Origin of the sequence: Citrobacter sp. wls710 (assembly GCF_005281115.1) — a bacterium.
GTDB classification, from domain to species: Bacteria; Pseudomonadota; Gammaproteobacteria; order Enterobacterales; family Enterobacteriaceae; genus Citrobacter; species Citrobacter werkmanii.
Genome location: NZ_SZXD01000030.1, coordinates 37,582 through 58,269 on the forward strand (window position 1 = coordinate 37,582; position 20,688 = coordinate 58,269).

At 52.2% G+C, this 20,688-nt stretch carries 18 protein-coding genes; 10 read left to right on the forward strand and 8 right to left on the reverse strand.

Features of this window, described 5'->3' with window-relative positions; translation table 11 throughout:
- Positions 1–6 precede the first annotated feature (6 nt).
- Positions 7–2,670: a pyruvate dehydrogenase (acetyl-transferring), homodimeric type gene (aceE, locus tag FDX14_RS13010; RefSeq protein WP_137349667.1), complete on the reverse strand. Its 2,664-nt coding sequence runs from the start codon at positions 2,668–2,670 to the stop codon at positions 7–9.
- 162 nt (positions 2,671–2,832) lie between these two features.
- Positions 2,833–3,597 carry a pyruvate dehydrogenase complex transcriptional repressor PdhR gene (gene pdhR, locus FDX14_RS13015; protein ID WP_003018699.1) on the reverse strand — a complete coding sequence of 255 codons (765 nt, stop codon included), beginning with the start codon at positions 3,595–3,597 and terminating at the stop codon, positions 2,833–2,835.
- Between the two features lie 564 nt (positions 3,598–4,161).
- Between pdhR and aroP the strand changes: the two genes are divergently transcribed.
- The 3 genes from aroP (at position 4,162) to FDX14_RS13035 (ending at position 8,049) form a co-directional block, all read left to right on the forward strand.
- Positions 4,162–5,535 carry an aromatic amino acid transporter AroP gene (gene aroP / locus FDX14_RS13020; protein ID WP_165406846.1) on the forward strand — a complete coding sequence of 458 codons (1,374 nt, stop codon included), beginning with the start codon at positions 4,162–4,164 and terminating at the stop codon, positions 5,533–5,535.
- Positions 5,536–5,692: 157 nt separating this feature from the next.
- The gene (locus FDX14_RS13030; RefSeq protein ID WP_042312300.1) at positions 5,693–7,099 is read left to right on the forward strand and encodes a glycoside-pentoside-hexuronide (GPH):cation symporter; all 1,407 of its coding nucleotides are present in this window, start codon (positions 5,693–5,695) and stop codon (positions 7,097–7,099) included.
- Positions 7,099–8,049: a glycoside hydrolase family 43 protein gene (locus FDX14_RS13035; protein WP_137349668.1), complete on the forward strand. Its 951-nt coding sequence runs from the start codon at positions 7,099–7,101 to the stop codon at positions 8,047–8,049. The genes FDX14_RS13030 and FDX14_RS13035 overlap by 1 nt, the downstream gene beginning before the upstream one ends.
- Positions 8,050–8,140: 91 nt before the next feature.
- Here FDX14_RS13035 and ampE read toward each other — a convergent pair whose 3' ends face one another.
- Both ampE and ampD read right to left on the reverse strand, forming a co-directional pair.
- Positions 8,141–8,995, reverse strand: coding sequence for a beta-lactamase regulator AmpE (gene ampE, locus FDX14_RS13040; RefSeq protein ID WP_137349669.1), 855 nt, complete (start codon positions 8,993–8,995; stop codon positions 8,141–8,143).
- A complete protein-coding gene (gene ampD / locus FDX14_RS13045; protein ID WP_061382950.1) occupies positions 8,992–9,555 on the reverse strand; it encodes a 1,6-anhydro-N-acetylmuramyl-L-alanine amidase AmpD in 564 nt (187 codons plus the stop codon). The genes ampE and ampD overlap by 4 nt, the downstream gene beginning before the upstream one ends.
- 87 nt (positions 9,556–9,642) lie before the next feature.
- Between ampD and nadC the strand changes: the two genes are divergently transcribed.
- The 4 genes from nadC to hofC all read left to right on the forward strand — a co-directional run bounded on the left by nadC (position 9,643) and on the right by hofC (position 13,789).
- Entirely contained in the window at positions 9,643–10,536 is an 894-nt protein-coding gene (nadC, locus tag FDX14_RS13050; protein ID WP_042312634.1) for a carboxylating nicotinate-nucleotide diphosphorylase, read from the forward strand.
- Positions 10,537–10,767: 231 nt separating this feature from the next.
- Entirely contained in the window at positions 10,768–11,205 is a 438-nt protein-coding gene (gene ppdD / locus FDX14_RS13055) for a prepilin peptidase-dependent pilin (protein WP_042312306.1), read from the forward strand.
- Between the two features lie 9 nt (positions 11,206–11,214).
- Positions 11,215–12,597, forward strand: coding sequence for a type II secretion system protein GspE (gene gspE / locus FDX14_RS13060; protein ID WP_137349670.1), 1,383 nt, complete (start codon positions 11,215–11,217; stop codon positions 12,595–12,597).
- On the forward strand, positions 12,587–13,789 hold the full coding sequence (gene hofC / locus FDX14_RS13065) for a protein transport protein HofC (RefSeq protein ID WP_137349683.1): 1,203 nt from the start codon (positions 12,587–12,589) through the stop codon (positions 13,787–13,789). Before gspE ends, hofC begins: the two co-directional genes overlap by 11 nt.
- A 34-nt stretch (positions 13,790–13,823) precedes the next feature.
- Here the strand turns inward: hofC and FDX14_RS13070 are convergent, their stop codons facing one another.
- A complete protein-coding gene (locus tag FDX14_RS13070) occupies positions 13,824–14,867 on the reverse strand; it encodes a GMP reductase (RefSeq protein WP_042312312.1) in 1,044 nt (347 codons plus the stop codon).
- A 225-nt stretch (positions 14,868–15,092) separates the two neighbouring features.
- On the opposite strand from FDX14_RS13070, the gene coaE reads away from it, so the two are divergent.
- The 3 genes from coaE to yacG are packed head-to-tail and all read left to right on the forward strand — an operon-like array spanning position 15,093 to position 16,660.
- A complete protein-coding gene (coaE, locus tag FDX14_RS13075; protein ID WP_137349671.1) occupies positions 15,093–15,713 on the forward strand; it encodes a dephospho-CoA kinase in 621 nt (206 codons plus the stop codon).
- The gene (zapD, locus tag FDX14_RS13080) at positions 15,713–16,456 is read left to right on the forward strand and encodes a cell division protein ZapD (protein ID WP_038637234.1); all 744 of its coding nucleotides are present in this window, start codon (positions 15,713–15,715) and stop codon (positions 16,454–16,456) included. The genes coaE and zapD overlap by 1 nt, the downstream gene beginning before the upstream one ends.
- A gap of 9 nt (positions 16,457–16,465) precedes the next feature.
- Positions 16,466–16,660 (forward strand): DNA gyrase inhibitor YacG, encoded by a 195-nt coding sequence (yacG, locus tag FDX14_RS13085; protein ID WP_003018740.1) that lies wholly within the window; start codon positions 16,466–16,468, stop codon positions 16,658–16,660.
- A gap of 90 nt (positions 16,661–16,750) precedes the next feature.
- Here yacG and mutT read toward each other — a convergent pair whose 3' ends face one another.
- From mutT to secM, 3 genes are read right to left on the reverse strand one after another with little or no spacing between them, the layout of a single operon-like run.
- The gene (gene mutT, locus FDX14_RS13090) at positions 16,751–17,140 is read right to left on the reverse strand and encodes an 8-oxo-dGTP diphosphatase MutT (protein ID WP_061382989.1); all 390 of its coding nucleotides are present in this window, start codon (positions 17,138–17,140) and stop codon (positions 16,751–16,753) included.
- Between the two features lie 56 nt (positions 17,141–17,196).
- Positions 17,197–19,902 carry a preprotein translocase subunit SecA gene (gene secA / locus FDX14_RS13095; protein ID WP_042312318.1) on the reverse strand — a complete coding sequence of 902 codons (2,706 nt, stop codon included), beginning with the start codon at positions 19,900–19,902 and terminating at the stop codon, positions 17,197–17,199.
- Between the two features lie 60 nt (positions 19,903–19,962).
- Positions 19,963–20,469 carry a secA translation cis-regulator SecM gene (gene secM, locus FDX14_RS13100; RefSeq protein ID WP_038637228.1) on the reverse strand — a complete coding sequence of 169 codons (507 nt, stop codon included), beginning with the start codon at positions 20,467–20,469 and terminating at the stop codon, positions 19,963–19,965.
- Positions 20,470–20,688 lie beyond the last annotated feature (219 nt).

Genomic DNA, 20,688 nt, shown 5'->3' on the forward strand with positions numbered 1-20,688 from the left:
TACCTCTTACGCCAGACGCGGGTTAACTTTATCTGCATCGATGTTGAATTTGGTGATTGCGTCAGCAACCACTTTCTTATCGATTTCGCCACGTTTAGCCAGTTCGCCCAGGGCCGCTACAACCACGTAGGAAGCATCAACTTCGAAGTGGTGACGCAGGTTTTCACGGCTGTCAGAGCGACCGAAGCCGTCAGTACCCAGTACGCGGTAATCATCAGCCGGTACATAAGTACGAACCTGTTCGGCAAACAGTTTCATATAGTCAGTAGATGCTACTGCCGGTGCATCGTTCATCACCTGAGCGATGTACGGAACGCGCGGCGTTTCCATCGGGTGCAGCATGTTCCAGCGCTCACAATCCTGGCCATCACGCGCCAGTTCAGTGAAGGAGGTTACGCTGTACACGTCAGAACCAACACCGTAGTCGTTCGCCAGGATCTGGGCAGCTTCACGCACGTGACGCAGGATAGAACCGGAGCCCAGCAGCTGAACTTTACCTTTGCTACCTTCGATGGTTTCGAGTTTGTAGATACCTTTACGGATACCTTCCTCGGCGCCTGCTGGCATTGCCGGCATGTGGTAGTTTTCGTTCAGGGTGGTGATGTAGTAGTAAACGTTCTCTTGTTTCTCACCGTACATACGCTCCAGACCATCGTGCATGATGACCGCAACTTCGTACGCGTAAGACGGATCGTAAGAGATACAGTTCGGGATAGTCAGAGACTGAATATGGCTGTGACCATCTTCGTGCTGCAGACCTTCGCCGTTCAGCGTAGTACGACCGGAAGTACCACCAATCAGGAAGCCACGAGCCTGCTGGTCGCCTGCCTGCCAGCACAGGTCGCCGATACGCTGGAACCCGAACATGGAGTAGTAGATGTAGAACGGAATCATCGGCAGATCGTTGGTACTGTAAGAAGTCGCAGCAGCCAGCCAGGATGCGCCGGCACCCAGTTCGTTGATACCTTCCTGCAGGATCTGACCTTTCTCGTCTTCTTTATAGTAAGCAACCTGCTCACGGTCCTGCGGGGTGTACTGCTGACCGTTCGGGCTGTAGATACCGATCTGACGGAACAGACCTTCCATACCGAAAGTACGCGCTTCGTCAGCGATGATCGGAACCAGACGATCTTTGATCGACTTGTTCTTCAGCATCACGTTCAGGGCACGAACGAATGCGATAGTGGTGGAGATTTCTTTGTTCTGCTCTTCCAGCAGCGCACCGAAGTCTTCCAGAGCCGGCAGTTCCAGCTTCTCGGTGAAGTTCGGCTGACGAGCAGGCAGGTAGCCGTGCAGTTTCTGACGCTGAGCGTGCAGATAGGTGTGCTCTTCAGAACCTTCCGGGAAGGTGATGTAAGACAGGTTTTCAACCTGCTCATCGGTCACTGGAACGTTGAAACGGTCGCGGATATAACGCACGCCGTCCATGTTCATTTTCTTAACCTGGTGAGCGATGTTTTTACCTTCAGCAGTGTCACCCATGCCGTAACCTTTAATGGTATGGGCGAGGATTACAGTTGCTTTGCCTTTGGTTTCCTGCGCTTTTTTCAGTGCAGCGTAGACTTTCTTCGGATCGTGACCACCACGGTTCAGAGCCCAAATCTGCTCATCGGTCCAGTCAGCAACCAGAGCTGCGGTTTCCGGGTATTTACCGAAGAAATGCTCACGTACGTATGCGCCATCTTTGGATTTGAAGGTCTGGTAGTCGCCGTCAACGGTTTCGTTCATCAGCTGGATCAGTTTACCGCTGGTGTCTTTACGCAGCAGCTCATCCCAACGACCGCCCCACATGACTTTGATAACGTTCCAGCCAGCACCTGCAAAGATGCCTTCCAGTTCGTTAACAATCTTGCCGTTACCGGTGACCGGGCCGTCAAGACGCTGCAGGTTACAGTTGATAACAAAGACCAGGTTGTCCAGTTTTTCACGGGTCGCGATAGTGATCGCACCTTTAGATTCTGGCTCATCCATCTCGCCGTCGCCGAGGAAGGCGTAAACGGTTTGTTTAGAGGTATCTTTCAGGCCACGGTGTTCCAGATATTTCAGGAATTTAGCCTGGTAGATAGCACCGATTGGGCCCAGACCCATAGAGACGGTCGGGAACTGCCAGAATTCTGGCATCAGTTTCGGGTGCGGGTAGGAAGACAGGCCTTTGCCGTGAACTTCCTGGCGGAAGTTGTTCATCTGCTCTTCGGTCAGACGACCTTCCAGGAATGCGCGTGCGTAGATACCCGGAGAGATGTGACCCTGGAAGTACACCAGATCGCCGCCATCTTGCTCGTTGCGTGCGCGGAAGAAGTGGTTGAAGCAAACATCATATACCGTTGCGGAGGACTGGAAGGATGCCATGTGGCCACCCAGCTCGAGGTCCTTTTTAGACGCGCGCAGTACGGTCATGATGGCGTTCCAGCGGATAGCAGAACGGATACGACGTTCCAGATCCAGATTACCCGGATATTCCGGTTCATCTTCAACGGCAATAGTGTTTACATAATTGCTGGCCCCTGCACCTGCCGCTACTTTCACGCCGCCTTTGCGCGCTTCTGAAAGCAGTTGGTCGATCAGATACTGAGCACGCTCAACACCTTCTTCACGGATGACCGATTCGATCGCCTGTAGCCAGTCGCGAGTTTCGATCGGATCCACGTCATTTGGGAAACGTTCTGACATGGGGGTATTCCTTATCTATCTAATACGTTGAGTTATCTGGAACCTGTCCCATTACGTTCTCGTCAGAGAGCGTAATAAGACAGGTTCTGCGTTTAGTTGCCGCGCTTTTAGTTCGCGCTTGATTTACAACATCTTCTGGTTAACGTTCTGCCAGAAAAATCACTAATTCTTTCGTTGCTCCAGACGGCGTAAGGCGCGTTCACGACGGCTTTCCTCACGGCTTCTGTCCAGTAAAATCTCTTCGATAAACGCCAGGTGACGGTGAGACGCTTCACGCGCCTCTTCAGGCTTCCCGGCGATGATTGCTTCAAAGATACGGGTACGGTGACTGCTTACCAGCGGCAGCATCTCGCGACGCGCGTACAGCAATTCGAAGTTTTGCCGAACATTCTGGGCCAACATCGGCTCCATACACCTTAGCAGATGGAGCAGTACCACATTGTGTGCGGCTTCGGTGACAGCAATTTGATACTGGAGTACCGCATCGGATTCGCCGTCCAGATCGCCGGACTGTTGCGCAAGCTCGATCGCATGGTGGAGTTCACGGATACGCGTTTTGTCTTCATCCGTGCTGCGTAATGCAGCGTAATAGGCTGCAATACCTTCCAACGCATGGCGCGTCTCAAGCAGGTCAAACTGGGATTCAGGATGGTCAGAGAGCAGCTCTACCAGTGGGTCGCTAAAGCTCTGCCACAGGCTGCTCTGAACAAAAGTGCCACCGCCCTGACGACGAAGCAGTAACCCCTTCGCTTCAAGGCGTTGGATCGCCTCGCGTAAGGAGGGGCGGGAGACGTCAAACTGTTTTGCCAGCTCGCGTTCCGGTGGGAGTTTTTCTCCGGGGCGAAGTGTCCCCTCAAGAATTAAAAACTCCAGCTGCTGCTCAATCACATCGGAGAGTTTTGGTTGGCGGATTTTGCTGTAGGCCATGATTTCCTGTCTTAAGCCATTTGCCCGGAGTCAATTGGTCTTACCAATTTCATGTTCTTGACGCTAAAGTAACAAAGTATTCACCTTCTGTCCATACAGGTTTTGATTGAAATCAGTAAAGGGGGCATATTTTAACAACATTACAGAAATAACGTTTCAAACATGTAACTATGCACAAATGTTAAATTTACCCACCATGGGGTAGTTTTAACCGAATTGAAACGAAAAAATATATTATCTGAACCGATTCACCTACCTAATTATCGACTTTTAAAGCGAAATTAATGAATAAAAATTCAAAATGGAAATTTTGAGGTAGATAAACTCGCATTTACAAATGGTTTCTTTTTATTCAACTCGTCAACACCCTCGCATAAAGCAGGTGCATTCGCGCTCGCATAACATTATTCTGATCAAGACAAAAGTATTGAGGCAACATTTCCTTATTGGCATCTGTAAACAAATTAATACAACAAACGGAATTGCAAACTTACACACGCATTGCTGCGTAGTTCAAAAAATAAGTACTCGAAATATGAAGAGTAAAACCACACACGAGGTTTAATGATGGAAAGTCAACCGCATGGCGATCAGCTCAAGCGCGGCCTTAAAAACCGCCATATACAGCTAATCGCGCTGGGTGGCGCGATTGGTACCGGGTTATTCCTTGGTAGCGCATCCGTTATCCAGTCTGCAGGACCGGGGATTATTCTCGGTTACGCTATTGCCGGCTTTATCGCCTTTTTGATTATGCGTCAGTTAGGTGAAATGGTGGTTGAAGAGCCGGTTGCAGGCTCCTTTAGCCACTTTGCTTATAAATACTGGGGCGGTTTCGCGGGTTTCTCTTCCGGCTGGAACTATTGGGTACTGTACGTTTTGGTTGCCATGGCAGAGCTGACTGCCGTAGGTAAATACATTCAGTTCTGGTATCCGGAGATCCCAACCTGGGTTTCTGCGGCGGCCTTCTTCGTGCTGATCAACGCCATCAACCTGACCAACGTGAAGGTGTTTGGCGAGATGGAGTTCTGGTTTGCCATTATTAAAGTCATTGCCGTAGTTGCGATGATCCTGTTCGGCGGCTGGTTGCTGTTTAGCGGTAACGGCGGCCCACAGGCCAGCGTCAGCAACTTGTGGAGCCAGGGGGGCTTCCTGCCACACGGCTTCACCGGTCTGGTGATGATGATGGCGATTATCATGTTCTCCTTTGGTGGGCTGGAACTGGTCGGCATCACCGCAGCAGAAGCCGATAACCCGGAGCAAAGCATTCCGAAAGCGACTAACCAGGTTATCTACCGCATCCTGATTTTCTATGTCGGTTCGCTGGCGGTTCTGCTTTCCCTGATGCCGTGGACACGCGTCACGGCTGATACCAGCCCGTTTGTCCTTATTTTCCACGAGCTGGGCGACACCTTTGTTGCCAATGCGCTGAACATCGTGGTGTTGACCGCCGCCCTTTCTGTCTATAACAGCTGTGTATACTGCAATAGCCGCATGCTGTTCGGTCTGGCGCAGCAGGGCAACGCGCCGAAAGCGCTGATGAACGTCGACAAGCGCGGCGTACCGGTAAACACCATTCTGGTCTCCGCGCTGGTAACGGCTCTGTGTGTGTTGATCAACTATCTGGCGCCGGAATCCGCCTTTGGCCTGCTGATGGCATTGGTGGTTTCCGCCCTGGTGATCAACTGGGCGATGATCAGCCTGGCGCACATGAAGTTCCGCAAAGCCAAACAGCAGCAGGGCGTAACCACCCGCTTCCCGGCTCTGCTCTACCCGCTTGGTAACTGGGTGTGCCTGCTGTTCATGGCCGCAGTGCTGGTGATTATGCTGATGACGCCGGGCATGGCGATCTCAGTGTACTTAATCCCGGTATGGATTGGTATTCTTGGCATCGGCTATCTGTGCAAGCAGAAAACGGCCCGCGCGGTTAAAGCGCATTAAACTTCCCTCCCCCACCTGGACCGGGTGGGGGTTGTTACCTGCCTCACACTTTCCCATTCACGACTGTTTCGTCCATATCAGCGGCGTTATCCTGCAACGTAAAAACACCGGTACCAGACAATAATTCTCTCCATATCTCATTAATGGAGTGCAGTTGATGGAAACCAGTAAGCTCACGGTGAAAGAAAAGATCGGCTATGGAATGGGCGACGCCGGATGCAACATCATCTTTGGCGCCATCATGTTGTTTGTTAACTACTTTTACACAGATATTTTTGGTCTGGCGCCTGCCCTGGTCGGCGTATTACTACTCTCAGTACGCGTTATCGATGCCGTTACCGACCCTATAATGGGCGCGATGGCCGACCGCACACGCAGTAAATATGGTCGATTTCGTCCATGGCTTTTGTGGATGGCTTTCCCTTACGCATTATTCAGCGTGCTTATGTTTACCACCCCTGAGTGGACGTATAACAGCAAAGTTATCTATGCCTTCGTCACCTACTTCCTGCTCTCTATTACCTATACGGCGATCAACATTCCCTACTGTTCGCTCGGCAGCGTTATCACCAACGATCCCAAGGAACGCGTCGCCTGTCAGTCATATCGCTTTGTATTGGTAGGGATTGCAACCCTGCTACTCTCCCTCACCCTGCTGCCGATGGCTGACTGGTTTGGCGGGGAAGACAAAGCTAAAGGGTATCAGATGGCGATGGCGGTGCTCGCCTTCATCGGCATGTGTATGTTCCTGTTTTGCTTTGCATCAGTCCGTGAACGCGTTCGCCCCGCCGTGCAGACTAACGACGATTTAAAAGCCGACCTGAAAGATGTGTGGAAGAACGATCAGTGGGTAAAAATCCTGCTGTTAACCCTGTGCAACGTCTGCCCGGGCTTTATTCGCATGGCCGCCACCATGTACTACGTTACGTGGGTTATGCAACAAAGCACGCAGTTCGCCACGTTGTTTATCAGCCTCGGCGTCGTCGGCATGATGATCGGCAGCATGCTGGCGAAGGTATTAACCGATCGCTGGTGCAAACTGAAGGTGTTCTTCTGGACCAACATCATCCTGGCGATTTTCTCCGCTGCATTTTATTTCTTCGACCCGAAAGCCACCATGATGATCATGGTGCTCTACTTCCTGCTCAACATCCTGCATCAGATCCCTTCCCCGCTGCACTGGTCGTTGATGGCGGATGTCGATGACTACGGTGAGTGGAAAACCGGTAAGCGCATCACCGGGATCAGTTTCTCCGGTAACCTGTTCTTCCTCAAGCTGGGCCTGGCGATTGCCGGGGCGATGGTTGGCTTCCTGCTCTCCTGGTACGGCTACGACGCAGGGGCGAAAGCGCAAAGCGACTCTGCCATCAACGGTATTATGCTGCTGTTTACCATCATACCCGGCGTAGGCTACCTGATTACCGCAGGCGTGGTTCGCCTGCTAAAAGTTGACCGCGAGTTTATGCAGCAAATCCAGACCGATCTGGAAAAACGCCGTACCAACTACCGTGAACTGAATGAATACCACGATATAAAAACGACTGAACCCGTAAGGAAAGCCTAATGAATCAGTGGCCAAATCCCTTTATCGAGCAACGCGCCGATCCGTTTATCTTACGCGACGGTAGCCACTACTATTTCATTGCGTCAGTGCCAGAATATGACCGGCTGGAGATCCGTCGGGCCGACTCTCTGGAGGGTTTGCGCTCCGCCACTCCCGTTGTTGTCTGGCGTAAGCCGGAAAGTGGTCCTATGAGCCAGCTCATCTGGGCGCCGGAACTTCATCATCTGGCGGGCAAGTGGTACATCTATTTTGCCGCTACCCATACTCAGGCGCTTGATAAGCTGGGAATGTTCCAGCACCGCATGTTTGCTTTGGAGTGCGCAGACGCCGATCCGTTGACCGGCAAGTGGACAGAGAAAGGCCAGATTAAAACGCAGTTTGATACCTTCGCCCTGGATGCCACCACCTTTAATCATCAGGGGAAACAATGGTATCTATGGGCACAAAAATCACCCGATATCGCCGGAAATTCCAATATTTATCTCGCAGAGCTGGAAAACCCATGGACGATTAAAGGCGAGCCGGTCATGCTCAGCCATCCTGAGTATGACTGGGAATGCCGGGGTTTCTGGGTCAACGAAGGTCCGGCCGTCGTGGTGCATGGCGACAAGCTATTTATCAGCTATTCGGCCAGCGCCACCGATGAGAATTACTGTATGGGGTTGCTGTGGATTGACCTCAACGCCGATCCGCTCACCCCGCAGAACTGGCAAAAATCACCGCGCCCGGTCTTTACCACCAGCTATGAAAATCGCCAGTATGGACCGGGACACAACAGCTTTACGCAAACGCCGGAAGGTGAAGATGTACTGGTGTACCACGCGAGAAATTACACCGAAATTGAAGGCGATCCGTTGTACGATCCAAACCGCCATACGCGTCTGAAACTGGTGCGCTGGGACGAAAACGGGATGCCTGATTTTGGCATCCCACCTGCTGATACGCTCTAAGCCGTTGCACTGCCCGGTGGCGCTAATGCTTACCGGGCCTACACGTTTTACATTACAGGCCGGATAAGCGTTAGCGCCATCCGGCACAACGCTACACTAATGTGCCATAAATGGTGAGCAATGCGATAATCACCACCACCACAAAAGAGGTCTTCTTCGCCATTGAAACAGCCGCTTTTGGCGTTTCGACTTTATCAGTATGCGGTTCACGCGCCAGAGAGAACTGCGCCAGACGCGTTAACACCTGATATTGCGAAGTATGCAGATCCGCCAGTGAGGCAAACCAGGCCGGCAGCGCTTTCTCGCCGTGTCCCAGCAGCGCATAGACTACGCCAGCCAAACGAACCGGGATCCAGTCCAGCACATGCAGGATCGCATCAATACCCGATTGCAGACGCTGATGCGGCGTCTGATAGCGCGCCAGCCAAGACTGCCAGGCGCGTAAAAAGGCATAACCAACCAGCGTCACCGGTCCCCAAGGACCACCAATAATCAACCAGAATAACGGCGCCAGATAAAAGCGGAAGTTGTTCCATAACAGCGCGTTCTGCAGTTCACGCAGGAACTCACGCTCATCACAGTCCGGCGGAACACCATGGATAAGCGTCAGCTCGCTGGCCATCGCCTCACGAGCATGTACATCATCACGAGATGCCGCCTGTAAATAGGCGTGATAGTGGAGACGCGCCTTGCCTGCTCCAATGCACAGCAAGCCAATTAAGATCCACGCCACCAGTAACGGAACGTTAAACAGCAGCCCATGAACCGCGCGCAGCAGCAGGAATGTCAGCCCCATTGCAATCAGGGTCATGCCCACCGTACGCATCATCGAGAAGTGCTTAATTCGGCGGAAAAAAGCTTCCACCCGATGATCAAGCTGCCAGTGCTCACCCAGCTTAAACAGGCGTTCAACAATCAACACCAGTAATGTTGTAAACAACGTCATGTCATCTCCTTGTGCGACGAGGGGGTGACCAGGGCGCGAAATTTTGCCCAGTCAAAAGACGGCCCGGGATCGGTCTTACGCTCGGGGGCAATGTTGCAGTGTCCAGTTATATTGCTGGCAATGGTCGGATAACGCGTAATCAGTGCATTCGTCACGGCGGCCAGTTGCTTATACTGTGCATCGGTATAGGCCAGCGTATCCGTTCCTTCCAGCTCGATACCAATTGAAAAATCATTACAGCGCTCACGCCCCTGATAATTTGACACGCCCGCATGCCAGGCTCGTTTATCAAAAGGGACGTACTGCACAATCTCACCATCACGGCGGATCAAACAATGGGCCGAGACGCGCAAATGGGCGATCTCAGCAAAAAAAGGATGGGCCTTGGGATCAATCGTGCCGGTAAACAACGCGTCTATCCACGGGCCGCCAAATTCGCCGGGCGGCAGACTGATATTATGCACCACCAGCAGAGAAGGGGTTTCGTCATCCGGGCGGCAATCGTAATGAGGAGAGGGAACGCGTCGCGCCTCTGCCAGCCAACCCTCATCTAACAACATGCAGAATCTCCTTATTGGTGGTGCTCATATCAGGTTCAGGGTAGCATGTTTCTACCTTATGATTCGTTAGCAATTTGGAGTTTTATCATGCCGCCTCGCCGCTATAACCCTGACTACCGACGTGACGCGCTGTTGGAACGCATAAATCTGGATATCCCTGCCGCTGTAGCCCAGGCACTGCGCGAAGATTTAGGCGGAGAAGTTGATGCCAATAACGATATCACCGCACAGCTTTTACCCGAAGACATGCGCTCCCACGCCACCGTGATCACCCGAGAAAATGGCGTTTTTTGCGGGAAACGTTGGGTGGAAGAGGTCTTTATTCAATTGGCTGGCGATGATGTCAACATCACCTGGCATGTCGAGGATGGCGACAGCATTAAAGCTAATCAACCGCTGTTTGAGCTGGACGGACCTTCCCGCGTACTGCTGACCGGCGAACGTACCGCGCTTAATTTTGTGCAGACGCTTTCGGGTGTGGCGAGCGAGGTGCGTAAATACGTCGATCTGCTGGCGGGGACAAAAACCCAACTACTGGATACACGTAAAACGCTGCCAGGGCTGCGTACTGCCCTGAAATACGCCGTGTTATGCGGCGGCGGCGCGAATCATCGTCTGGGGCTTTCTGACGCCTTCCTGATTAAAGAAAACCATATTATTGCTTCTGGTTCGGTACGCCAGGCCGTTGAAAAAGCCTTCTGGTTGCATCCGGATGTACCCGTTGAAGTTGAAGTTGAAAGCCTGGAAGAACTGGACGACGCGCTGAAAGCCGGGGCGGACATCATCATGCTCGATAACTTCGAAACTGAGCAAATGCGCGAAGCGGTAAAACGCACCAACGGCCAGGCGCGTCTGGAAGTCTCGGGTAACGTCACCCATGAAACACTGCGAGAATTTGCCGAAACCGGTGTGGACTTTATCTCCGTTGGCGCACTGACCAAGCACGTCCGCGCGCTCGATCTCTCCATGCGTTTTCGTTAATTTCTAATAGCAAGGCCCGATGGCGCATCGCTTATCGGGCATCCCCAGCCGGATAAGGCATTTACGCCGTCATCCGGCAGTTTCTTCGAGCCCCTTCGCAAATACGTTGTCTGATGCTGTAATTTCGTAAATATCCTCTGAACCCGCCTTCCCGTTCTGTTTTTTGTCTCTCGCCAAAGATCCGTTCGATTTGCCAAAGTAGCGCTAGCTAACTCCAGGAGCGAATCAACAATGGATAAACAACGAGGCTTCACGCTTATCGAACTGATGGTGGTCATTGGCATCATTGCCATTCTTAGCGCCATCGGTATTCCGGCTTATCAAAACTATCTACGCAAAGCCGCCCTGACAGACATGCTGCAAACCTTTGTCCCCTATCGCACCGCGGTCGAACTCTGTGCGCTGGAGCATGGTGGAACGGAGACTTGCGATGCCGGGACCAATGGCATCCCCTCCCCCACAACCACCCGTTATGTCTCAGGCATGAGTGTTGAAAAAGGCGTTGTCAGTCTCACAGGCCAGGAAAGCCTGAACGGGCTAAGCATCACGATGACGCCGGGTTGGGATAATGCCAACGGTATTACCGGCTGGAGCCGTAACTGCGCCATTCAAAATGACAGCGCACTGCAACAGGCTTGCGAAGACGTTTTCCGCTTCGATACCTACTAAGGAAAAGAGATGAATACCACGCAACTTAAGGCGCTATGCCAACGTTATCAGGGAATATTACTCGATGCAGACAATGAAGTAGTACACATCGCCGTGGTGGATGCACCGTCCCATGAGCTGCTGGATGCCCTGCATTTTGCCACCACCCGACGTATCGACATTGTTTGCTGGACGCGCCAGCAAATGGAAGGGCACACGCATACGCCACAGAAAATGTTACCGGTCGTAGTGTCTGAAAGCAGCGCTACCGCAGCCGGGTTGCTGAATCAGACGTTTCAATCCGCCCTGGCTCAACGGGCTTCTGATATTCACTTTGAACCCGCGGAACATCGCTATCGGATCAGATTACGCGTGGATGGCGTATTACACGCTTTGCCGGAAGTCACAACTGAGATGGGCATCGCTATCACTGCGAGATTAAAAGTATTAGGCAGTCTGGATATCGCCGAGCACCGGCTGCCACAAGACGGACAATTTACCGTTGAGATTTCAGGGCAGCCCATTTCGTTTCGTATCTCCACCCTGCCCTGTCGCTGGGGTGAAAAGGTAGTGCTGCGGCTACTTCAACAGGTCGATCAGACGCTGGATATCACTACGCTGGGAATGCAGGACGAACAGCTGGCAGCATTTTCGCAAGCGTTGCAGCAGCCTCAAGGGCTGATTCTGGTTACCGGGCCTACCGGGAGCGGTAAAACGGTCACCCTGTACAGCGCGCTACAAACCCGAAATACATCAGATGTGAATCTTTGTAGCGTAGAGGACCCGGTAGAGATCCCGATCGCAGGCCTTAACCAGACACAAATTCACCCACGCGCAGGTCTTACTTTTCAGGGAGTATTGCGCGCTCTGCTGCGCCAGGATCCCGACATCATTATGGTCGGCGAAATCCGCGATGGCGAAACGGCTGAAATAGCGCTTAAGGCAGCACAAACCGGCCATCTGGTTCTGTCAACACTGCATACAAATTCCACCAGTGAAACCCTGGTGCGCCTGCAGCAAATGGGGGTTGCGCGTTGGATGATCGCCTCCGCGCTGACGCTCGTCATTGCCCAACGGCTGGTCAGAAAGCTATGCCCCCATTGCCGACAACGCCTGGAGACATCCATCACGCTCCCCAAAGCAATCTGGCCCATGCCACTGCCACGTTGGCATGCGTCTGGTTGCGAACATTGTTATCACGGGTTTTATGGCCGTACCGCATTGTTTGAAGTGCTGCCCGTTACTCCTGCATTACGCCAGAATATCGCCAGCGGCACATCCACAGACGGGGTCGAGTCAGATGCTCAGCTATCAGGGCGTACGCTTTTCGAGAATGGCTGTCAGGCTGTCGAACAAGGCTTAACGACATATGAAGAACTTATTCGCGTACTGGGCATGCCGCATGTCAGCTAAACAGCTTTGGCGCTGGCAAGGTATTAACAACGAAGGTGAGCCGTCGGAAGGCGTATTATGGGCTGAAACCCGACTCTCGCTGATACAAGCACTGGAGCAGCGGCATATCACGCCGTTACGTATTAAACGTATCCGTGTCAAAAACTCTCACTGGAGCCGTGAAAGAAGCGCCGAAACCATACATCAGTTGGCAACCTTACTGAAAGCAGGGCTAACACTCTCGGCAGCGCTAACCCTGCTGGCTGAACAGCATCCCAGCAGCCAGTGGCAGGCGCTACTGCGCACACTGGCTCACGATATGGAGCAGGGCATTTCCCTCTCCACCTCACTCGCAACATGGCAACACGTTTTTCCGCCACTTTATCAGGCAATGATCCGTACCGGAGAGCTTACAGGTAAGCTGGATGATTGCTGTTTTGAACTCGCCAGACAGCAAAAAAACCAGCAGCAACTCGCTGATAAAGTTAAAAAAGCCCTGCGCTATCCGATTATCATCATCACGATGGCGGTAATGGTCGTATTTGCGATGCTGCAGTTTGTGCTCCCTGAGTTTGCCGCCATCTACCAAACGTTCAACACCCCACTACCGGCGCTCACTCGGGGGATTATTGCCATCGCCGACTATAGCAGCCAATGGGGGTGGCTAGTGGTAGCATTCACTATGCTCTCGGTTATGACATATCACGTGATCAAACAAAAACCGTATTGGCTCATTCTGAGTCAGAAATGGTTGCTTGGTCTCCCTGTTACAGGAGCAATGGTCAGAGGGCAAAAACTCGCACAGATTTTTACCGTTCTGGCGTTAACACAAAACGCTGGCATTCCCTTTTTACAGAGTCTTGAGAGTGTTAGTGAAACGCTTGCCAGCCCTTTCTGGTCTCAACGTTTAGCGCAGGTTCATCACGATATCAGCGCCGGGAAACCTGTCTGGTTGGCGCTGAAAAATTGCGGTGAATTCAGTCCATTATGTATACAGCTGGTAAGAACGGGGGAAGCATCAGGTTCGCTGGATGCAATGCTGCGTAATCTCGCCCACCATCACGGAGAGAAAACGCTGTCTCAGGCGGAAAATCTGGCTGCGCTACTTGAGCCCGCGTTACTGGTCATTACGGGTTTGATCATCGGTACGCTGGTTGTCGCGATGTATTTACCGATTTTCCATTTGGGAGATGCAATGAGCGGCGTGGGATAAAGCTGGCGCATTACCACACGCCAGCTTGATCATGTTACAGACTATTGAAAACGCGGTTTTCTTGTTCCTGTACACGAATAAACGTTGTACGTTTGGTCAGCTCTTTCAGACGAGATGCACCGACATAAGTACAGGCTGAACGCAGGCCGCCGAGGATATCGCGAGCGGTATTATCAACCGGACCACGCAGCGGCAGCTTAACGGTTTTACCTTCTGCGGCGCGGTACTGTGCAACACCACCTACGTGACGCGTCATGGCAGATTCAGAGCTCATACCGTAGAACAGCATGAATTTCTCACCGTTCTCTTCAACAATTTTGCCGCCACTTTCTTCATGACCGGCCAGCATCCCGCCGAGCATAACGAAGTCCGCACCGCCGCCGAACGCTTTTGCCACATCACCCGGCATTGTGCAGCCACCGTCGCTGACAATCATACCGCCCAGACCGTGGGCTGCATCGGCACATTCAATCACTGCTGAAAGCTGCGGATAGCCAACGCCGGTTTTTACACGCGTGGTACATACAGAACCTGGCCCAATACCGACTTTGACAATGTCCGCACCGGAAAGCACCAGCTCTTCACACATTTCGCCGGTAACTACATTGCCCGCACAGATCGTTTTCGTCGGCCATGCTTCACGCGCTTTTGAGACAAACTGAACAAAATGCTCTGAGTAGCCATTTGCCACATCAATGCAGATAAAGTTCAGCGCCGGGTTGAGCGCCAGAATCTGTTTGGTTTTTTCGAAATCAGCGTCAGAGGTGCCGGTTGAAACCATCACATGCTTGAGCACATCGGTAGAAGTCTCTGCGATAAAGGCAGACCAGTCTTCAACAGAATAGTGTTTGTGCACAGCCGTCAGGATGTCGAAAGATGCCAGAGCCTTTGCCATGGCAAACGTCCCGACAGTGTCCATGTTCGCAGCGATAATCGGTACGCCGGACCAGGTCTGACCTGAATGCTTAAAGGTAAATTGACGTTCCAGCTCAACATCGGAACGGCTTTTGAGAGTAGAACGCTTAGGGCGGATAAGAACGTCTTTGAAACCTAACTTCAGATCTTCTTCGATACGCATGTGCGGATTCCTGGGGTTAATGGCGAAAAATCGAAACTCACAACTCCAGTGACGCTATCATACGCACTAATCAATGCCGCGCAAGACTGCGAAATTCTCTTTTTTTACGCTACAATCCCATAAATTTACCTGGCGAATAGTAGGTTAATCCTGCAGCAGCCTCGCCTTCACGCGCTTAACTTTTAACTGTTTGATAATCAAACTTAAACTCCAGGATCTGCATCTATGAGGTATACAGTAGCCTTAACCGGCGGCATTGGCAGTGGTAAAAGCACCGTTGCAAATGCGTTCGCTGACCTCGGAATAAACGTGATTGATGCAGATATCATTGCGCGTCAGGTGGTTGAACCAGGTAAGCCTGCCCTCGTGGCGATTAAAGAACATTTTGGTTCCGACGTGATAGCCGCTGACGGGTCGCTACAGCGACGCATTTTACGCGAACGTATTTTTTCCAATCCTGAGGAAAAAAGCTGGCTAAATGCGCTGCTCCATCCGCTTATTCAGCAGGAAACACAGCGTCAGTTTGATCAAGCGACCTCGCCCTATCTGTTATGGGTTGTCCCGTTGCTGGTAGAGAATTCGCTGTATATAAAAGCCAACCGCGTGCTGGTGGTGGATGTCACCCCTGAGACCCAGCTCAGACGAACCATGCAGCGTGATGATGTGACACGCGAGCATGTTGAACAAATTCTTGCTGCCCAGGCAACGCGTGAAGCGCGTCTGGCCGTGGCAGACGATGTTATTGATAATAATGGCGCACCGGAAGCCATCGCCTCGGATGTCGCCCGCCTGCACGCGCTCTATTTGCAATGCGCGTTGCAGTTTGTCTCACAGGAAAAACCGTAATGCACACCCAGGTCCTTTTTGAACACCCTCTCAATGAGAAGATGCGTACATGGCTGCGCATAGAGTTTTTGATCCAACAGCTCTCCGTTAATTTACCTATTGCAGACCATGCAGGGGCGCTGCATTTTTTCCGTAATATCGGCGACTTACTGGATGTCTTTGAACGCGGTGAAGTCCGAACCGAACTCCTGAAAGAACTTGAACGACAACAGCGTAAACTCCAGGCCTGGGTTGAAGTTCCCGGCGTCGATCAAAGCAGAATCGACGCATTGCGCCAACAGTTAAAAAGCGCGGGCAGCATTCTGATTTCGGCCCCACGCATTGGACAAACGCTGCGTGAAGATCGTCTGATTGGCCTCGTGCGTCAGCGTTTAAGCATTCCTGGCGGATGCTGCAGTTTCGATCTTCCCACCCTGCATATCTGGTTACATTTACCGCAACCGCAACGCGACGCGCAGGTTGAAACCTGGCTTGCCAGCCTGAATCCGCTCAACCAGGCGTTGTCGCTGGTGCTGGATTTAATTCGTAACTCGGCGCCGTTTCGTAAACAAACCAGCCTGAATGGTTTTTACCAGGATAACGGCGAAGATGCCGATTTGCTGCGCTTGCAGCTGCCGCTGGATTCGCAGCTTTATCCGCAAATTTCTGGTCATAAGAGCCGTTTTGCCATTCGTTTTATGCCGCTGGATAGCGAGAATGGCCAGGTGCCTGAGCGTCTCGATTTTGATCTGGCGTGCTGTTAAGGAGTCAACATGTCTGAACAAACTATCGTCAACTGCCCAACCTGTGGCAAACCCGTGGTGTGGGCTGAAGTCAGTCCGTTTCGCCCATTCTGCAGCAAACGCTGCCAGTTAATCGATCTGGGTGAGTGGGCCGCGGAAGAGAAACGCATCCCAAGCTCTGGCGATCTGTCGGAAAGCGACGACTGGAGTGAAGAGCAGAAATAATTCTGTTAAAACGGGATAAGGCAACGCCACATCCGGCATTGTATGTTGTTTTGCCTGATGGCGCTGCGCTTATCCGGCCTACGAACACCATTAGCCCGCAATCAGCTTTTCAATTACCGGCGCATTCGCGGGCGGGAAATCCTCCGCATTCAGAGTATCTTGCGCAATCCACTGCGCCGGTTGTCCCTCTTTGCCCCACGGTTCGCCTTCCCAGCTCTCAACCAGCCAGAACCATAGAGTGATGTGCCGGTCCGGAAACTGATACTCCAGCTTTTCGAACAGTGAATTCTGAGTCGGTGTGATCCCGACTTCTTCCTGTAGTTCGCGAATCAGCGCCTGCTCTGGCGTTTCACCCGCTTCAATTTTCCCGCCGGGGAATTCCAGCTTATTTGCCATATGGGCATCCGCCGCACGCTGGGTGATAAAAATTTCATTGTGCTGGTTACGAATAATCCCGACGGCGATCTGTAGTATTTTCATTTTCATCGTCCATAAAAAAGGCGCAGAAGTCTGCGCCTTTTCAATAAGTTATTTTCTTAGCTCAGACGGCCATGACACTGTTTGTATTTCTTGCCGGAACCGCAAGGGCACGGATCGTTACGACCCACTTTACGATCGCCGGTTTGTGCTGCCAGCTCTTCTGCCGCGGCGGAATCGTCACCTTTATGGCTCAACTGCTGCATCTGCGCTAAACGCTCAGCTTCTTCACGACGCTGCTGCTCCATCGCTTCTACTTCTTCTGGCATACGTACCTGAACTTTGCTCAGGGTACTGATCACTTCATACTTCAGTGATTCCAGCATTGATGCAAACATAGAGAAGGATTCGCGCTTATATTCCTGCTTCGGATCTTTTTGCGCATAACCACGCAGATGGATACCCTGACGCAGGTAATCCATTGCCGCAAGGTGCTCTTTCCACAGCGAGTCGAGCGTTTGCAGCATCACGCCTTTTTCGAAGTGACGCATCATCTCTGCGCCCACAACTTCTTCTTTGCGCTGATAAACTTCCACCGCGTTTGCCAGAATACGTTCACGCAGCGTTTCTTCGTGCAGCTCAGGTTCTTTATCCAGCCACTCTGAAATCGGCATATCCAGATCGAAGTCGTTTTTCAGGCGCTCCTGCAGACCAGGAATATCCCACATTTCTTCCAGAGACTGCGGCGGAATATAGGCATCAATCGTCGCTTTGAAGACGTCTTCGCGGATACTGTTAATGGTTTCGCTAACGTCAGAGACGTCCAGCAGTTCGTTACGCTGGGTGTAGATTGCACGGCGCTGGTCGTTTGCAACGTCATCATATTCCAGCAGTTGCTTACGAATATCGAAGTTGCGGCTTTCCACTTTACGCTGCGCGTTTGCAATCGCTTTCGTCACCCATGGGTGTTCAATCGCTTCACCCGGCTTCATACCCAGTTTACGCATCATGCCGGACACGCGGTCAGAGGCAAAAATACGCATCAGCGCATCTTCCATCGACAGGTAGAAACGAGACGAACCTGCATCCCCCTGACGACCGGAACGGCCGCGCAGCTGGTTATCGATACGACGAGATTCATGGCGCTCAGTACCGATAATATGTAAACCACCGGCCGCTAACACCGCGTCATGACGAACCTGCCAGTCAGCTTTGATCTGGGCAATCTGTTCCGGAGTTGGGTCTTCCAGCTCGGCAACTTCCGCCTGCCAGCTACCACCCAACACGATATCGGTACCACGACCCGCCATGTTTGTCGCAATAGTTACGGCTGACGGATAACCCGCCTGAGCAACGATATCCGCTTCGCTGGCGTGGAACTTGGCGTTCAGTACGTTGTGCTTGATCCCCGCTTTGGTCAGCTCGTTAGAGACCACTTCCGATTTTTCAATGGAGATAGTACCCACCAGCACCGGCTGGCCATTTGCGGTACGCTCTTTAATATCTTCAATAATCGCCTGAATTTTTTCCGCTTCGGTCATGTACACCAGATCCGGTAAATCCTTACGGATCATCGGACGGTTGGTCGGAACGACCACGGTATCCAGTTTGTAGATGGAGCTGAATTCAAACGCTTCAGTGTCTGCAGTACCGGTCATACCGGCCAGTTTTTCGTACAAACGGAAGTAGTTCTGGAAGGTAATGGATGCCAGCGTCTGGTTTTCGTTCTGGATCTCCACGCCTTCTTTCGCTTCAACAGCCTGGTGCAGGCCATCGGACCAGCGACGCCCCTGCATCGTACGACCAGTGTGTTCGTCGACAATGATAACTTCGCCGTCTTTCACGATGTAGTCGACGTCACGGGTAAACAGCACGTGCGCGCGCAGTGCGGCAGTCACGTGGTGCATCAGCATAATGTTGCCCGGAGAGTACAGCGACTCGCCCTCATCCATAATGCCTTCGTTCACCAGCAGTTCTTCAATCAGCACCAGACCACGCTCGGTCAGGTTAACCTGGCGCGCTTTCTCATCAACGGAGAAGTGGCCTTCACCCTGGAACGTGTCGGAATCTTCCTTCTCCTGACGGATCAGGTGCGGAATGATTTTGTTCACTTTTTTATACATTTCCGAGCTATCTTCAGCCGGACCGGAAATGATCAGCGGCGTACGCGCTTCATCGATCAAGATGGAGTCGACTTCATCGACCAACGCATAGTGCAGTTTACGCTGAACGCGCTCTTCCGGGCTAAACGCCATGTTGTCACGCAGGTAATCAAAACCGTATTCGTTGTTGGTACCGTAAGTAATATCAGCGTTGTAGGCTTCACGCTTGGCTGGTGCTGGCAGGCCAGACATGTTGATACCCACGGTCATGCCGAGGAATTCAAACAGTGGACGGTTATTTTCAGCGTCACGCTGAGCCAGGTAGTCGTTCACGGTAACCACGTGTACGCCTTTGCCACTTAACGCGTTCAGGTACGCCGGCAGCGTTGCGGTCAGGGTTTTACCTTCACCGGTACGCATTTCCGCGATGCAGCGGTCGTTCAGGACCATACCACCCAGCAGCTGAACATCGAAGTGGCGCATGCCGAACACACGCTTACTCGCTTCGCGGACCACCGCGAACGCTTCCGGGATCAGGCTCTCAACGCTGGCGCCTTTTTCCAGACGGGCGCGGAATTCAGCGGTCTTCGCTTTCAGCTCATCATCGGAGAGTTTTTCCATCTCCGGTTCCATCGCGTTGATGACATTGACCACTTTACGCATACGACGCAGCGTACGTTCGTTACGGCTACCGAATACTTTTGTTAATAATTTGATTAGCATAATAAAATCTCAAACGCCCCGCGGTGCGGAGTCAAAAATTATAAGTTGGAAGGTTCTTTTTTAGCTGAGGCGTTGAGGGCCAGCGCGGATACCCTGCAGCTGGCTGATCCAGACCGGAACGCTAAACGCGGCCTGAGAGGTAAAATGGGAGTATGTCACGCGACTCACGGTCGCGGGCGGTCTGCCCTCCTGCGTCAGCATCGCGCTGAGCGTATTCAGTAACGCAAGATGGTGCGCCTGGATTGGCAACGGCTCTTCAGCAACGGGCAGCGCCTGAGGAGCCATGGCAAAAGAAAGATGGCGAATGACCGTACGAATAGCATGCTGATGCCAGTAGTCGACGGTAAAATTCGGGCGGCGATTGGTCGCTTCCAGCAAAGCAAGCTGGTTAAAGTTAACTTTAGCGCCTTGATCGTGATTGCTGGCGGTCGCCTTCGCGGGGGTATTAGGTTCAGCAGCATTACCGAGCGCGGGCAGGCCAAAACTAGCCGCGACCATCCCCAACAGGAGATGCGGCCAGAAGTACCGTCTGCCTAACTGTCGCCAGCGCGTCAGTATTCCACTCACGTTATTGCCACCTGATATACCCTGCGTTTGGGGTTACATATGCAAAACCATTTTTTGCGCACAAATATTACCATTAATGCGTTCGTACCACAGCAGTAATGACGCAAGTCGCGGGTAAATATGCTTAAGAAAGCAGCGATCGAACGCTATTTTACTCTGCCGGTGGGGAGAAAATCGCTTCAGAGAAGGTGGTTTGCAATCGAAAAATAAAAAAACGAC

Bases quoted from the DNA above. Each gene is read 5' to 3' on its own strand.
- aceE (WP_137349667.1), bottom strand. From the start codon at position 2,670: ATGTCAGAACGTTTCCCAAATGACGTGGATCCGATCGAAACTCGCGAC.
- pdhR (WP_003018699.1), bottom strand. From the start codon at position 3,597: ATGGCCTACAGCAAAATCCGCCAACCAAAACTCTCCGATGTGATTGAG.
- aroP (WP_165406846.1), top strand. From the start codon at position 4,162: ATGATGGAAAGTCAACCGCATGGCGATCAGCTCAAGCGCGGCCTTAAA.
- FDX14_RS13030 (WP_042312300.1), top strand. From the start codon at position 5,693: ATGGAAACCAGTAAGCTCACGGTGAAAGAAAAGATCGGCTATGGAATG.
- FDX14_RS13035 (WP_137349668.1), top strand. From the start codon at position 7,099: ATGAATCAGTGGCCAAATCCCTTTATCGAGCAACGCGCCGATCCGTTT.
- ampE (WP_137349669.1), bottom strand. From the start codon at position 8,995: ATGACGTTGTTTACAACATTACTGGTGTTGATTGTTGAACGCCTGTTT.
- ampD (WP_061382950.1), bottom strand. From the start codon at position 9,555: ATGTTGTTAGATGAGGGTTGGCTGGCAGAGGCGCGACGCGTTCCCTCT.
- nadC (WP_042312634.1), top strand. From the start codon at position 9,643: ATGCCGCCTCGCCGCTATAACCCTGACTACCGACGTGACGCGCTGTTG.
- ppdD (WP_042312306.1), top strand. From the start codon at position 10,768: ATGGATAAACAACGAGGCTTCACGCTTATCGAACTGATGGTGGTCATT.
- gspE (WP_137349670.1), top strand. From the start codon at position 11,215: ATGAATACCACGCAACTTAAGGCGCTATGCCAACGTTATCAGGGAATA.
- hofC (WP_137349683.1), top strand. From the start codon at position 12,587: ATGTCAGCTAAACAGCTTTGGCGCTGGCAAGGTATTAACAACGAAGGT.
- FDX14_RS13070 (WP_042312312.1), bottom strand. From the start codon at position 14,867: ATGCGTATCGAAGAAGATCTGAAGTTAGGTTTCAAAGACGTTCTTATC.
- coaE (WP_137349671.1), top strand. From the start codon at position 15,093: ATGAGGTATACAGTAGCCTTAACCGGCGGCATTGGCAGTGGTAAAAGC.
- zapD (WP_038637234.1), top strand. From the start codon at position 15,713: ATGCACACCCAGGTCCTTTTTGAACACCCTCTCAATGAGAAGATGCGT.
- yacG (WP_003018740.1), top strand. From the start codon at position 16,466: ATGTCTGAACAAACTATCGTCAACTGCCCAACCTGTGGCAAACCCGTG.
- mutT (WP_061382989.1), bottom strand. From the start codon at position 17,140: ATGAAAATACTACAGATCGCCGTCGGGATTATTCGTAACCAGCACAAT.
- secA (WP_042312318.1), bottom strand. From the start codon at position 19,902: ATGCTAATCAAATTATTAACAAAAGTATTCGGTAGCCGTAACGAACGT.